Source organism: Streptomyces sp. NPDC046335, assembly GCF_055587985.1.
In genome coordinates, this window is record NZ_JBVJFF010000011.1 from 1 (window position 1) to 13,871 (window position 13,871).

At 69.1% G+C, this 13,871-nt stretch carries 12 protein-coding genes; 2 read left to right on the forward strand and 10 right to left on the reverse strand.

Features of this window, described 5'->3' with window-relative positions:
* Nucleotides 1-248 precede the first annotated feature (248 nt).
* From ACZ6JY_RS26115 to thyX, 3 genes are all read right to left on the reverse strand, one after another.
* Nucleotides 249-1,934 (reverse strand): ribonuclease J, encoded by a 1,686-nt coding sequence (locus ACZ6JY_RS26115; protein ID WP_447040342.1) that lies wholly within the window; start codon nt 1,932-1,934, stop codon nt 249-251.
* A gap of 133 nt (nt 1,935-2,067) precedes the next feature.
* The gene (gene dapA, locus ACZ6JY_RS26120; protein WP_469199438.1) at nt 2,068-2,967 is read right to left on the reverse strand and encodes a 4-hydroxy-tetrahydrodipicolinate synthase; all 900 of its coding nucleotides are present in this window, start codon (nt 2,965-2,967) and stop codon (nt 2,068-2,070) included.
* A gap of 190 nt (nt 2,968-3,157) precedes the next feature.
* Entirely contained in the window at nt 3,158-3,898 is a 741-nt protein-coding gene (gene thyX, locus ACZ6JY_RS26125; RefSeq protein WP_469199440.1) for an FAD-dependent thymidylate synthase, read from the reverse strand.
* A gap of 189 nt (nt 3,899-4,087) precedes the next feature.
* Between thyX and ACZ6JY_RS26130 the strand changes: the two genes are divergently transcribed.
* The gene (locus ACZ6JY_RS26130; protein ID WP_469199442.1) at nt 4,088-4,327 is read left to right on the forward strand and encodes a hypothetical protein; all 240 of its coding nucleotides are present in this window, start codon (nt 4,088-4,090) and stop codon (nt 4,325-4,327) included.
* A gap of 122 nt (nt 4,328-4,449) precedes the next feature.
* Nucleotides 4,450-5,010: a PH domain-containing protein gene (locus ACZ6JY_RS26135; protein ID WP_469199444.1), complete on the forward strand. Its 561-nt coding sequence runs from the start codon at nt 4,450-4,452 to the stop codon at nt 5,008-5,010.
* Between the two features lie 40 nt (nt 5,011-5,050).
* Here ACZ6JY_RS26135 and ACZ6JY_RS26140 read toward each other — a convergent pair whose 3' ends face one another.
* The 7 genes from ACZ6JY_RS26140 to eccD form a co-directional block, all read right to left on the reverse strand.
* Nucleotides 5,051-5,503 carry a tetratricopeptide repeat protein gene (locus ACZ6JY_RS26140; RefSeq protein ID WP_447040337.1) on the reverse strand — a complete coding sequence of 151 codons (453 nt, stop codon included), beginning with the start codon at nt 5,501-5,503 and terminating at the stop codon, nt 5,051-5,053.
* Nucleotides 5,504-5,532: 29 nt separating this feature from the next.
* Nucleotides 5,533-6,285 carry a 4-hydroxy-tetrahydrodipicolinate reductase gene (dapB, locus tag ACZ6JY_RS26145; RefSeq protein ID WP_469199446.1) on the reverse strand — a complete coding sequence of 251 codons (753 nt, stop codon included), beginning with the start codon at nt 6,283-6,285 and terminating at the stop codon, nt 5,533-5,535.
* A 59-nt stretch (nt 6,286-6,344) separates the two neighbouring features.
* Nucleotides 6,345-7,724 (reverse strand): M16 family metallopeptidase, encoded by a 1,380-nt coding sequence (locus ACZ6JY_RS26150; protein ID WP_469199448.1) that lies wholly within the window; start codon nt 7,722-7,724, stop codon nt 6,345-6,347.
* Complete coding sequence (locus tag ACZ6JY_RS26155) at nt 7,721-9,949, reverse strand: polyribonucleotide nucleotidyltransferase (RefSeq protein ID WP_469199450.1); 2,229 nt, start codon at nt 9,947-9,949, stop codon at nt 7,721-7,723. Before ACZ6JY_RS26155 ends, ACZ6JY_RS26150 begins: the two co-directional genes overlap by 4 nt.
* A gap of 301 nt (nt 9,950-10,250) precedes the next feature.
* On the reverse strand, nt 10,251-10,538 hold the full coding sequence (gene rpsO, locus ACZ6JY_RS26160) for a 30S ribosomal protein S15 (RefSeq protein WP_055548137.1): 288 nt from the start codon (nt 10,536-10,538) through the stop codon (nt 10,251-10,253).
* Between the two features lie 215 nt (nt 10,539-10,753).
* A complete protein-coding gene (locus ACZ6JY_RS26165) occupies nt 10,754-12,226 on the reverse strand; it encodes an outer membrane protein assembly factor BamB family protein (RefSeq protein ID WP_469199452.1) in 1,473 nt (490 codons plus the stop codon).
* A gap of 43 nt (nt 12,227-12,269) precedes the next feature.
* On the reverse strand, nt 12,270-13,820 hold the full coding sequence (eccD, locus tag ACZ6JY_RS26170) for a type VII secretion integral membrane protein EccD (RefSeq protein ID WP_469199454.1): 1,551 nt from the start codon (nt 13,818-13,820) through the stop codon (nt 12,270-12,272).
* Nucleotides 13,821-13,871: the final 51 nt, after the last annotated feature.

Genomic DNA, 13,871 nt, shown 5'->3' on the forward strand with positions numbered 1-13,871 from the left:
GACTCTTTCGTGTCCGACTTCCTCGGTGCCTTTCCGGTTCCCGCTCGGCCTTTCGGCTTTCGCGTTTCCCTTTCCGGCGGTTCAGACTTTATCAGAGATTCTGAGTCCGAATTCCCGCCCCGTTCGGATCGGCCCCGGCACGACAGTGCGCGGTGCTTCCCGGTTGGGCGGAGCCGTAAACCTAACGGAGCGGGGCGCCCCGATGCAAATCGAGGCGCCCCGCTCCGGAGTCCGTGCGGTCGGGAGGGTCAGACCTCGACGACCACCGGCAGGATCATCGGGCGTCGGCGGTAGTTGTCCGACACCCACTTGCCCAGCGTGCGGCGGATGAGCTGCTGCAGCTGGTGGGGCTCGACGACGCCGTCCTGGGCCGACTTCTCCAGGACTTCCTGGATCTTCGGGATGACGGTGACGAACACCCCGTCGTCGATGCCGGAACCGCGGGCCTGGATGTGGGGGCCGCCGGTGATCTTCCCGGTGCTGGAGTCCACCACGAGGAAGACCGAGATGATGCCCTCGTCCCCGAGGATCTTCCGGTCCTTCAGCGCGGGCTCGCCCACGTCGCCGACCGAGAGGCCGTCGACGTACACGTAACCGGCCTGGACCTTGCCGACGATCTTGGCCTTGCCCTCGACCAGGTCGACGACCACGCCGTCCTCGGCGATCACGATGCGGTCGTGCGGGACACCCGTGAGGGCGCCCAGCTCGGCGTTGGCGCGCAGGTGGCGCCATTCGCCGTGGACCGGCATCAGGTTCTTGGGCTTGCAGATGTTGTAGAAGTACAGGAGCTCGCCGGCCGACGCGTGGCCCGAGACGTGCACCTTCGCGTTGCCCTTGTGGACGACGTTGGCTCCCCAGCGGGTCAGGCCGTTGATCACGCGGTAGACCGCGTTCTCGTTGCCGGGGATGAGCGACGACGCCAGGATCACCGTGTCGCCCTGGACGATACGGATCTGGTGGTCGCGGTTGGCCATACGGGAGAGCGCGGCCATGGGCTCGCCCTGGGATCCCGTACAGACCAGGACGACCTCGCTGTCGGGCAGGTCGTCGAGCGTCTTGACGTCGACGACGAGGCCCGGCGGCACCCTGAGGTAGCCGAGGTCGCGGGCGATGCCCATGTTCCTGACCATCGAGCGGCCGACGAAGGCGACCCTGCGGCCGTACTCGTGGGCGGCGTCCAGGACCTGCTGGATGCGGTGCACATGGCTGGCGAAGCTCGCGACGATGATGCGCTTCTGGGCGCCGGCGAAGACGCCGCGGATCACTCCCGAGATGTCGCGCTCGGGCGGGACGAAGCCCGGCACCTCGGCGTTCGTGGAGTCCGAGAGGAGGAGGTCGATGCCCTCCTCGCTCAGCCGTGCGAACGCGTGGAGGTCGGTCAGGCGACCGTCCATCGGGAGCTGGTCCATCTTGAAGTCGCCGGTGGCGACGACCATGCCCGCGGGGGTGCGGATGGCGACGGCCAGGGCGTCCGGGATGGAGTGGTTGACCGCGATGAACTCGCAGTCGAACGGGCCGAGGTGCTCGCGGTCGCCCTCGACGACCTCGAGCGTGTACGGCCGGATGCGGTGCTCCTGGAGCTTCGCCTCGATCAGCGCGAGGGTCAGCTTGGAGCCGATCAGCGGGATGTCCGGCTTCTCCCGCAGGAGGTAGGGGACACCGCCGATGTGGTCCTCGTGGCCGTGCGTGAGGACGATGCCCTCGATGTCGTCGAGGCGGTCCCTGATGGACGTGAAGTCCGGCAGGATCAGGTCGATCCCGGGCTGCTCCTCCTCGGGGAAGAGCACTCCGCAGTCGACGATCAGCAGGCGACCGTTGTACTCGAAGACGGTCATGTTGCGGCCGATCTCACCGAGGCCGCCGAGCGGGGTGACCCGCAGGCCGCCCTTCGGGAGCTTCGGCGGGGCGCCGAGTTCAGGATGCGGATGACTCAAAAGACTCTCCTCACCACGCGCGCCACGTACCTCCGGGGCACGTGGCGCGCGTGACGTTCGTGCGTGAGCAGTTGTTGGGTGGATGCGGGCACGAGGCCCGCGGGTGTCGCGTATTCAGTTGTGAAGTCTGTGGTCAGAGCTGTACCCCGCCGGCGGCGAGGTCGATCTTGAGCTGGGCCGTCTCGTCGGGCGTCAGCTCCACCATCGGCAGGCGGAGCGGTCCCGCGGGCCGGCCCTGGAGGGTCAGCGCGGCCTTGGTCGTGATCACGCCCTGCGTGCGGAACATGCCGGTGAAGACCGGGAGCAGCTTCTGGTGGATCTCGGTGGCCTTCTGGACGTCGCCCGAGAGGTGCGCCTCGAGCATCGCGCGCAGTTCGGGGGTGACGACGTGGCCGACGACGGAGACGAAACCGCACGCGCCGACGGACAGGAGCGGCAGGTTCAGCATGTCGTCGCCGGAGTACCACGCCAGGTCCGAGCGGGCGATGGCCCAGCTCGCGCGGCCGAGGTCGCCCTTGGCGTCCTTGTTGGCGACGATCCGGGGGTGCTCGGCGAGGCGGACGAGCGTCTCGGTGTTGATCGGTACGCCGCTGCGGCCCGGGATGTCGTACAGCATGACGGGCAGCTCGGTGCTGTCGGCGATCGCCGTGAAGTGCCGGAGCAGTCCCTCTTGCGGGGGCTTGTTGTAGTACGGCGTGACGGTGAGGAGGCCGTGGGCGCCGGCCTGCTCGGCGGCGCGGGCGAGCTCGATGCTGTGGCGGGTGTCGTTGGTGCCGACGCCCGCGACGATGTGGGCGCGGTCTCCGACCGCCTCGAGTACGGCTCGTACGAGGTCGTTTTTCTCCGCGTCACTGACGGTCGGGGACTCACCGGTGGTGCCGTTGATGACGAGGCCGTCATTGCCTGCGTCCACCAGGTGGGCGGCGAGCTGCTGCGCGCCGTCGAGGTCGAGTGCGCCGTCCGCCCTGAAGGGCGTGACCATGGCGGTGAGGACCCGCCCGAAGGGGGTCTGCGGAGTGGAGGTCGGAGCCATGGGTAACACGCTACTCGCTGCTCAGCGCGGGGTCCCCCCTCGGGGGACGTGAGCGGGCCTGACGGATGCGGAGCCCGGTACTGCCTGCTCGGGGGTTCAGGCAGTACCGGGTCCGTTCGATCAGGCTAGGCGAACTTCACGAAGTGCCGCAATCCGGACACTTCGCTCCCGCTGTCCGCACATCAGTGCCTTACGGGGCCACGCGCCCGTTCTTGTTGAAGGCCGCGTGGGTGAGCGGCATCAGTTCGGCCCAGTGCTGCTCCATCTTCTCGCCGACCATCTCGATCTCCCGCTGCGGGAAGGACGGGACCTTGGCGAGCTCGTGCTGCGTGCGCAGACCGAGGAAGTGCATCAGCGAGCGGGCGTTGCACGTCGCGTACATCGACGAGAAGAGACCGACGGGGAGCACCGCGCGGGCGACCTCACGGGCGACGCCGGCGGCGAGCATCTCCTGGTACGCCTCGTACGCCTGGCGGTAGGAGTCCTCCATGACGCGGCCCGTGAGCTCCTGCTGGGCCTGGGTGCCCTCGACGAAGACGTACTTGCCGGGGCGCCCCTCCTGGACCAGCTTGCGGGACTCGTCGGGGACGTAGAAGACGGGCTCCAGCTCCCTGTAGCGACCGGATTCCTCGTTGTACGACCAGCCGACGCGGTGGCGCATGAACTCGCGGAAGACGAAGATGGGGGCGCTGATGAAGAACGTCATCGAGTTGTGCTCGAAGGGGCTGCCGTGGCGGTCCCGCATCAGGTAGTTGATCAGGCCCTTCGACCGCTCCGGGTCCTTCTGGAGCTCGTCGAGGGACTGCTCGCCCGCCGTCGAGACGCGGGCTGCCCACAGGACGTCGGAGTCGGCGGCGGCGTGCTTCACCAGTTCGACGGTGACCTCGCTGCGGAAGCTGGGCTTGAGGTCTTCGGTGGGGGTCTCGCTCACTGGCGGGGTCCTTCCATGTGCATCACTCGGGCGGCGCCCACTCTATGGCCCGGCACCGACAATCGGCCGTTCGGTGATCCGCCACGACATTCTTCGACTAATTTGCTGAAACAGGGCACCTTTTGGGCGATTCGAGCGTCTGTCTAGGTGAGAGAGAAAGTTCGAGACCCGTGAGGAGAAGCGCGCCCCATGTTCCGTCGGCGAGAGCCCGTCCCGTTCGCCTTCATCGCCGAAGCCGACAAGTTCCGCAGCAACGTCACTCCCCCGCCCCCTGAGCGCGCTACGGCAAGTCAGATCGTGGGCCGCACGCTCATCGGGCTGACCGTCGTCGCCGGTCTCGTGGGATCCCTGCTCTTCGGGATGCCCGCGATGTCGGCCGACCAGTCACCCGCGCACACCCAGCAGTCCGAGGCCTCGGACAGTCGCTGACCGGGCAAATTCAGCCCAATCCGGGCGTTGACTCGTCCGGACCCCCGAGGGTGGTGGCAGGGGACACGGCTCGATAACCTCACCGGGCACAGCTCATGCGTGGATCAAGTGAGGACCAGCCCGTGCCCCTGCCTTTCCTGACCGCGGACCGCGCCTTCGACGACGCGGCGTACGACGTGGCACTGCCCTTCGACGACCGCGACCAGTGGCGCCGGCCCTACCGTCCCGGCCCCTGGCGGGTGGGCACCGCCGCGCTTCTGCTGCTGCTCGCCTCGTTCATGCTCTTCGCCGCGGTGATCATCACGTTCGCGGACTCGCCCGCGGCCGCGGCGATCTGCGCGGCGCTCGCCGCGGCCATCATCGCGAGCTCCTTGCGGCTGCTGCGCATGGGCACCTGGGTGAGCGCCCACGGAGTGCGCCGGGTCGGCTTCCTGTCCACGCAGACCGTGCCGTGGTCGCAGGTCGCGGCCGTGCGGACCGCGCAGCAGCCGGTGCGCTGGCTGGGCCTGCCGCGCACGGTGCAGGGGCAGGCGCTCATCCTCGTACGACGTGGTCAGGCGGCCGATGCGCAGCGGTTGCTGCTCACCGACCGGAACGCTGACTTCCTGGCCCGGCACGAGGCGTTCAACCGGGCGGCCGACTCCATCGAGGTCTGGGCCGACGAGTACCGCACCACCGCCTGAGGCGCCAGGCACCTCGCCGCACCTCGCACTACTCCGCAGGTCAGACGTTCACCGGCCTGCCCTCGCGCAGGGCGATGGCCCGTTGCATGGCCTTGCGCGCCCGAGGCGTGTCCCGGGCGTCGTGGTAGGCGACGGCGAGGCGGAACCAGCAGCGCCAGTCGTCCGGGGCGTCCTCCGTCTCGGCCTTGCGGCGGGCGAAGACCTCGTCGGCCGAGTCGCGGTCGATGCGGCCGCCGGGAGTGCGCCTCAACTCGTCGACGGGCAGGCCGCCTTCGGCGTCGAGTTCGGCGGCGAGCCGGTTGGCGCGCTGGACGAAGCGGGTGTTCTGCCAGAGGAACCAGACGCCGATGACCGGCAGGATCAGCACCGCGACACCGAAGGTGACGGTGAGCAGGGTGCCGTGCTGGATGAGGAGCACACCGCGGCTGCCGACCAGGACGAAGTAGACGACCAGGACGGCGGCCGTGACGGCGTAGGTGATCTTGGCTCGCATGGAGGCTCGCATCGAGTTCTCTTCCCGGCTCAGCCGAGGTCCAGGAAGTGCTCGAGGCCGAAGGTCAGGCCCGGAGTGCTCACCACGCGGCGGGCGCCGAGCAGGATGCCCGGCATGAAGCTGCTGTGGTGCAGCGAGTCGTGCCGGACGGTCAGGGTCTCCCCCTCGCCGCCGAGCAGCACCTCCTGGTGGGCCAGGAGTCCGCGCAGCCGCACGGAGTGCACCCGTACGCCGTCGACGTCCGCGCCGCGCGCGCCGTCCAGGGCCGTCGTCGTGGCGTCGGGCTGCGCGGCGCTGCCGGCCTGCCGTCGCGCCTCGGCGATGAGCTGGGCGGTGCGCGCGGCGGTGCCGCTGGGGGCGTCGGCCTTGTTCGGGTGGTGCAGCTCGACGACCTCGACGGACTCGAAGTATGGCGCGGCGATCTGGGCGAACTTCATCGTCAGGACCGCGCCGATGGAGAAGTTCGGGGCGATGAGCACGCCCGTCTCCGGGGACGCGGCGAGTGAGGTGCGCAGCCGCGCGAGGCGCTCGTCGGTCCAGCCCGTGGTGCCGACGACGGCGTGGATGCCGTTGTCCACACAGAAGTCGAGGTTGGCCATCACCGAGTCGGGGTTGGTCAGCTCGACCACGACCTGGGCGCCGTTGTCCACCAGCGACCGCAGCTCGTCGCCACGGCCGAGGGCGGCGACCAGTTCCATGTCGTCGGCGGCCTCGACGGCCTTCACGGCCTCGGAACCGATGCGTCCCTTGGCGCCGATGACCGCCACGCGCAGCTTGCTCATGTCCTTCAATTCCTTACGTCGAGCCAGTTGAGCCGGTTGAGCCCTCTCGCGGGGTGGGGCTAGGCGACCGCGTCGTGGAGCCGGGCCGCCTGCTTGTCCTTGAGGGGGCCGATGGCCGACAGGGACGGGCGGTGCCCCAGGACGTCACGGGCCACCTCGCGCACCTCGTCGGGGGTGACCGCCGAGATCCTGGCCAGCATGTCGTCGACCGACATGTGCTCGCCCCAGCAGAGCTCACTCTTGCCGATACGGTTCATCAGGGCGCCGGTGTCCTCCAGACCGAGGACGGTGGAGCCCGCGAGCTGGCCGATGGCGCGCGTGATCTCGTCGTCCGACAGACCGTGCTCCGCGACCTGGTCGAGCTCGTCGCGGCAGATCTTGAGGACGTCGTGCACCTGGCTCGGCCGGCAGCCCGCGTACACCCCGAAGAGGCCGGTGTCGGCGAAGCCCGAGGTGTACGAGTACACGCTGTAGGCGAGGCCGCGCTTCTCCCGCACCTCCTGGAAGAGGCGGGACGACATGCCGCCGCCGAGTGCGGTGTTCAGCACTCCGAGGGCCCAGCGGCGGTCGTCGGTACGGGCCAGGCCCGGCATGCCGAGGATGACGTGGGCCTGCTCGGTCTTGCGGTTGACGACCTCGACGCGGCCCGCGGTGCGCAGCGTCCGGGAGCCCTGGCGCGGGATCATCGGGACGGCGTCGGTGTGCCGCAGCGCGCCGGACTTCTCGAAGGCGGCGCGGACCTGGCGTACGACCTTGTTGTGGTCCACGTTGCCCGCGGCGGCGACCACGAGGTGGGTGGGGTCGTAGTGCTTCTTGTAGAAGCGGCGGATGCGGTCCGCGGTGAGGGCGTTGACGGTCTCCTCGGTGCCGAGGACCGGGCGGCCGAGGGGGGTGTCGCCGAGCATCGTGTGCGCGAACAGGTCGTGCACGCAGTCGCCCGGGTCGTCCTCGGTCATCGCGATCTCCTCGAGGATGACGCCGCGCTCGGCGTCGACGTCCTCCTGGAGGATCAGGGAGCCCGTCAGCATGTCGCAGACGACGTCTATGGCGAGCGGCAGGTCGGTGTCGAGCACGCGCGCGTAGTAGCACGTGTACTCCTTCGCCGTGAAGGCGTTCATCTCGCCGCCGACCGCGTCGAGCGCGGACGAGATGTCGAGGGCGCTGCGCTTCTTGGTGCCCTTGAAGAGGAGGTGCTCGAGGTAGTGCGTGGCGCCGTTCAGCGACGGGGTCTCGTCGCGTGAGCCGACGTTCGCCCAGATGCCGAAGGTCGCCGAGCGTACGGAGGGCAGGGTCTCCGTGACGACGCGCAGGCCGCCGGGGAGGGTCGTCCTGCGGACCGTGCCGATGCCGTGCTCGCCCTTGATGAGGGTTTGGGTACGGGCGACGGCCCGCGCCTCCGAGGAGGTGCGGGCCGTCGTCGTGGTGCTACGCGACGTCACTTGTCGGTGTCGTCCTTCTGGTCGGCGGCCTGCTCGTCGCCCTCTTCGCCCTCGACTACGGGGATGAGGGAGAGCTTGCCGCGGGAGTCGATCTCGGCGATCTCGACCTGGACCTTCTGGCCCACGCCGAGGACATCCTCGACGTTCTCCACACGCTTGCCACCGGCGAGCTTGCGGATCTGCGAGATGTGCAGCAGACCGTCCTTGCCGGGGAGCAGGGAGACGAACGCGCCGAAGGTCGTCGTCTTCACGACGGTGCCCAGGTAGCGCTCGCCGACCTCCGGCATGGTCGGGTTGGCGATGCCGTTGATCGTGGCGCGGGCGGCCTCGGCGGCCGGTCCGTCGGCGGCACCGATGTAGATGGTGCCGTCGTCCTCGATCGTGATGTCGGCGCCGGTGTCCTCCTGGATCTGGTTGATCATCTTGCCCTTGGGGCCGATGACCTCACCGATCTTGTCCACCGGGATCTTGACGGTGATGATGCGCGGCGCGTTCGGGGACATCTCGTCCGGAACGTCGATGGCCTCGTTCATCACGTCGAGGATGTGCAGACGCGCGTCGCGGGCCTGCTTCAGCGCGGCGGCCAGGACCGAGGCGGGGATGCCGTCGAGCTTGGTGTCGAGCTGGAGCGCGGTCACGAACTGCTTCGTACCGGCGACCTTGAAGTCCATGTCGCCGAACGCGTCCTCCGCACCGAGGATGTCGGTGAGGGCGACGTAGTGCGTCTGGCCGTCGATCTCCTGGGAGATCAGGCCCATGGCGATACCGGCGACGGCGGCCTTCAGCGGCACACCGGCGTTCAGCAGCGACATCGTGGAGGCGCAGACCGAGCCCATGGACGTCGAGCCGTTGGAACCGAGGGCCTCGGAGACCTGACGGATCGCGTACGGGAAGTCCTCGCGCGAGGGGAGCACCGGCACGATCGCGCGCTCGGCGAGCGCGCCGTGGCCGATCTCGCGGCGCTTCGGCGAACCGACGCGGCCGGTCTCGCCGACCGAGTACGGCGGGAAGTTGTAGTTGTGCATGTAGCGCTTGCGCGTCACCGGGGAGAGGGTGTCGAGCTGCTGCTCCATGCGGAGCATGTTGAGGGTGGTGACGCCCAGGATCTGGGTCTCGCCACGCTCGAACAGCGCCGAGCCGTGCACGCGCGGGATGGCCTCGACCTCGGCGGCGAGCGTACGGATGTCCGTGACGCCGCGGCCGTCGATGCGGACCTTGTCCTTGATGACGCGCTCGCGGACCAGCTTCTTGGTCAGCGCGCGGTAGGCACCCGAGATCTCCTTCTCGCGGCCCTCGAACTTCGGGAGCAGCTTCTCGGAGGCGATCTCCTTGACGCGGTCCAGCTCGGCCTCGCGCTCCTGCTTGCCGGCGATGGTCAGCGCCTGGGAGAGCTCCGACTTGACGGCGGCGGTGAGCGCCTCCAGGACGTCGTCCTCGTAGTCCAGGAAGACCGGGAAGTCGCCGGTCGGCTTGGCGGCCTTCGCGGCGAGGTCCGACTGGGCCTTGCAGAGGGCCTTGATGAAGGGCTTCGCGGCCTCGAGACCGGCGGCGACGACCTCTTCGGTCGGCGCCTCGGCGCCGTCCTGCACGAGCTGAATGGTCTTCTCGGTGGCCTCGGCCTCGACCATCATGATCGCGACGTCGCCGTCGTCCAGGACGCGGCCGGCGACGACCATGTCGAAGACGGCGTCCTCGAGCTCGGTGTGCGTCGGGAAGGCGACCCACTGGCCCTTGATGAGGGCCACGCGCGTGCCGCCGATCGGGCCCGAGAAGGGCAGGCCGGCCAGCTGCGTGGAGCAGGAGGCGGCGTTGATCGCGACCACGTCGTACAGGTGGTCGGGGTTGAGCGCCATGATCGTCTCGACGATCTGGATCTCGTTGCGCAGGCCCTTCTTGAAGGAAGGACGCAGCGGGCGGTCGATCAGGCGGCAGGTCAGGATCGCGTCCTCGGAGGGACGGCCCTCACGCCGGAAGAACGAACCGGGGATCTTGCCGGCGGCGTACTGCCGCTCCTCGACGTCCACCGTCAGGGGGAAGAAGTCGAGCTGGTCCTTGGGCCGCTTGGAAGCGGTGGTGGCCGACAGCACCATGGTGTCGTCGTCCAGGTACGCGACGGCGGAGCCTGCGGCCTGCTTGGCCAGGCGGCCCGTCTCGAAGCGGATGGTGCGGGTGCCGAACGTGCCGTTGTCGATGACGGCCTCGGCGTAGTGGGTCTCGTTCTCCACTGTTCTCCTACGTGTCTACGTTTCGTCTTCTCGCCCAAGGGCCCGTGTGGCCCGGGGGCGGCGTCCCCTGCGTCCTTCCAAGGACGGGGACTGTGTGGAGAAGCGCGCCGTGTGTGCGGGCCGGTCTTCGATCGAAGCTCCCGGGATTACTCCGGGGGCCACTACCGAGGACCGGCGGCGGCTGGGTGCACCTCTCCCTGCTGTCACCAGACTACAAAGCGACGGTGACACTGCGCACGTACAGCAAAGGGAGCGGCCCCCTTCGAGTGCTTCGAGTGGGAACCGCTCCCTTCACGTCGTCCTACTTGGCGCCCGCCGCACCGCGGCGGATGCCCAGGCGCTCGACCAGCGCACGGAAGCGCTGGATGTCCTTCTTGGCCAGGTACTGCAGCAGACGGCGACGCTGGCCGACCAGGATCAGCAGACCACGACGGGAGTGGTGGTCGTGCTTGTGGGTCTTGAGGTGCTCGGTCAGGTCCGAGATCCGGCGGGAGAGCATCGCCACCTGAACCTCGGGGGAGCCGGTGTCGCCCTCCTTCTGGCCGAACTCGGTCATGATCTGCTTCTTCGTAGCGGCGTCAAGCGACACGCGTACTCCTCGTGATGTTTCGTGTGCCTCCGAGTGCCCCTGGTCTAAATCTCAGGGGAGCTTCTGGGACTCGGGAGGCGGGGATGGGCCGTCGGGCGGGCCCTCACGGGTCCGGTCCCTGCGATTCCCGTCCTGATCCTTGCGGGATCCGGGGGTGTGCAGACTGACGGTCGTCACACAGGTTACCAGCCGGCGTGGTGGCCCAGGAGCGGCGGTCAGCCGCTGGCCTCGAACCCTCTCATCATCAGCTGGTGCGGCCCGTCGCCCTTGATCCGTTGGACATGGGTGACCCCGAAGAAGATCCTGCCGCGTTCGTAGACCACATCCGGGGGGTCGGGGGCCGACATCTCCGGCATCTCGGGGTTCCCGAAGAGCAGCAGGAGGGTCTCCTTGCCCGAGTCCGGGTCGAGGCTGACGGCTACGGAGGGCGCACTCCCCGCTTCCCTGTAGGCGATGACCCTGTCGCCGCTCATCCGCAGGGGGAACAGGGGCCGTCCCGGCTTGGCGCTGAATTTGCGTACGCCGTTACCAGTATTCAGGTCAAAAGCCACGACTTCGTTGGACGGCAGGCCCCGCGAGGTCTCGGGGGCGAAGTCGCGCGGCTTCGTCGCCATGTATAGCTGCCGTTTCCCGACGACCACGCCTTTGCAGAGCTCCACCTCGGAGCTGAAGGTTGCGTCGCAGTCGTGGACGTACCGGTCGCCCTCCAGACGGATCGTGCTCCGCTGCTTGCCGCGCTCGGTAAGGGCGATCAAGGTGGTGGCCCGCACGTCTCCTGCCGCAACGGCGATGACAGGCGGCTTCGAGGAGGCGATCTTGACGCCCTGGATCCCTGGGGCGACCTTGTATGTCCACACAGGCTCGCCGGAGCGGGGAGCGATGCGCCGGATCCGGAACTCTGGATCGGCGCTGTCTCCGCACCGCACCAGGGCGAGCAGGTCGCGGCCCCCGGCGAACCCGAGCTCATCGCAGGTCGAGGGTTTCGCATCGACCCAGAACCGCTTGCCGCTGGTCATGTCGTACGCCACCGAGGCCTCACCCGTGGCCGCGACCACGGTGCCCCGCGTCATCGTCACGTTGACGCTCATGGCGGAGGCGCTCTCGCCGGGCAGCTTCTTGTCCCAGAGCTTCCTGCCCGTGTCCACGTCGAAGACCGCTATCCGGTCACAGGGAACCGTCGCGCCCTTGTCCCTGTCCCCCTTCGACGGGCGCCGACCGGCGTAGACGACGGCCGTCCTCCCGTCCGTGCTGACGTGCCGAGTCACGGCACAGACGGGTCCGGGAAACTTGATCTGCCACGCCTCTTCGGAGTCCTTGATCCTGATACCTCTGACGAGGTTGCCCGTCCCTTTGGCGACGATCTTGTCGGTCACCCACAGGCCGAGTGCCGAGACTTCCTCCCCCTCCTTGAGCGTCTTGGCCGTGTACTCGGCGACGGTGCCGCCTTCCGGAGACTCGGGAGTCTTCTCAACCGTTTCCCGGATCGCATCGGGCGGTTGCCGAACCGCAGCCGGCCGCTGATCCGATGCGTCACCGCCGCCTGTCCCCCAGAGAGCCCACGCGCCGGAGCCCAGGGCAGCGACCAGAGCCAGGAGCACACCGATGACCAGTGACGTACGCCTCTTCTGGCCCTCGGCTGCCGCGACCGCGGACTGGGTGAAGCGGGACGGGGGCGGGCCGAAGCTCACGCTGACAGGACCTCTCTACGGGACGGTCGGGGGGCTCGGCGCGTCAGCTCGTCATGGCCCTGGCCTCGGCGTACACGTCGAAGACCGCGAGCGTCAGCGGCACCAGAGTGAGCAGGACGAAGGACTCGGCGATCTCCAGGAAGCGGCCCCAGAACGGAGTCACCCCGGTGCGTGAGGCGATCAGGCCGACACCGGTGACCAGGGCCGCCGCCGCCGCGATCCCCGCGACGAGCCAGATGGTCCGCAGGTCGAGTGCAGCGCTGTCACCGGCCGAGCCGACCGGCAGGTCGAGGCAGAGACCGATGCCGAGCAGGACGAGGGTCACCAGACCCGCGACCAGGACCGCGGCGACCTGAGCGGTGTAGCGGAAGAGGTGCGCCCGCATCAGCATCGCGATCCCCGTGGCCAGGGCCAGGACCTGTCCCCACGTATCGGCGGCGAAGGCGAGCACCACTGTGGACCCGATGGCAACGAGCGCGCAGCCGCCGACGAGTCCGACGAGCAGTTCCTGGCCGCGGCGGGCCTGGGCCGCGATGCGCTCGGCGTCGACGGGCTCCTGCGGGGCGGGGTCCACTCCATAACCACCCCGCGTGCCGTGCGGCGGTTCGTAGCCGATGGGCAGCCGGGCGAAGCGCATGGAGAGGCCGGGCAGAAAGGCCAGGGCCCCCACCGACAGTGGGGCGCACAGGGCAGCCGTCTCGACCGGCTCCAGCTGCCACAGTGCCGCGAGAAACGTGGCGAACAGCCCCACTGCGGAGGCGAAGACGAACGCGACGAACGGGCCGTCGCCACGTGGTGAGAGCAGTCCGAGGATCACGGATGCCGTCAGAACGGCGGCACAGGCCAGCAGGAACTGGAGCCTGCCCATACCCTGCCCGTCGGTCACCGGGAGCAGCCCGGAGCCCGCCACCGCCACGTTCGGCAGCGCGCCGAGGCCGAAGGCGACGGCAGCGGCCCGGTCGTCGTACACCCGCGCGCGGACCCCTGCGAGGGTGAGCAGCAGTACGCCCGCGACGGCGGCGAGGATGCCCGGCAGTCCATGCATGTCGTGGCGTGGGGCCGCGGCCCAGGCGACGTAGGCGAGGAGGGACGACAGTACGGTCCCGCCGACGAGTCCGGCGTTGCGGGTCAGGTCGCCGGTCCACAGCACGCGGTCACGGGTCACCGCGGACGCGACGACCTCGGAAACGTCGTCGAAGACAGCGGGTGGCAGCGATTCGGAGAACGGGCGCAGTGTGAGGAGTTCGCCGTCGAGGATGCGCTGGGCCGCGAACGTGCGGGCGCTGTCGAGAACAGCGCCGTCGCGGCGTACGAGGTGGTAGCCGACCGGTGCGCCCGCGGCCGGGCCCTGCCGGGAGAGCCGTAGGACCTCGGGGTAGATGTCGGCGACCGGGACATCGTCGGGCAGCGCCACGTCGATGCGGCTGTCGGGCGCGACGATGGTGACTCGGCAGAAGCCGTAGGACGTGCCGGTGCCGCCCCCGGCGCCGCGTCCGGATGAGCTTTCAGGGGGGTTCCCGCCGCCGGGCCGCCCGAATCCGGTGGCCGTCGTGGAAGCCGTCGTACTCACCTGCTGTTCCCTCTCGGTGCTCATGCCGGTGCCGGTCACGGCCAACTCCGGTGCCCTTGTCACTGATGTTGCGCG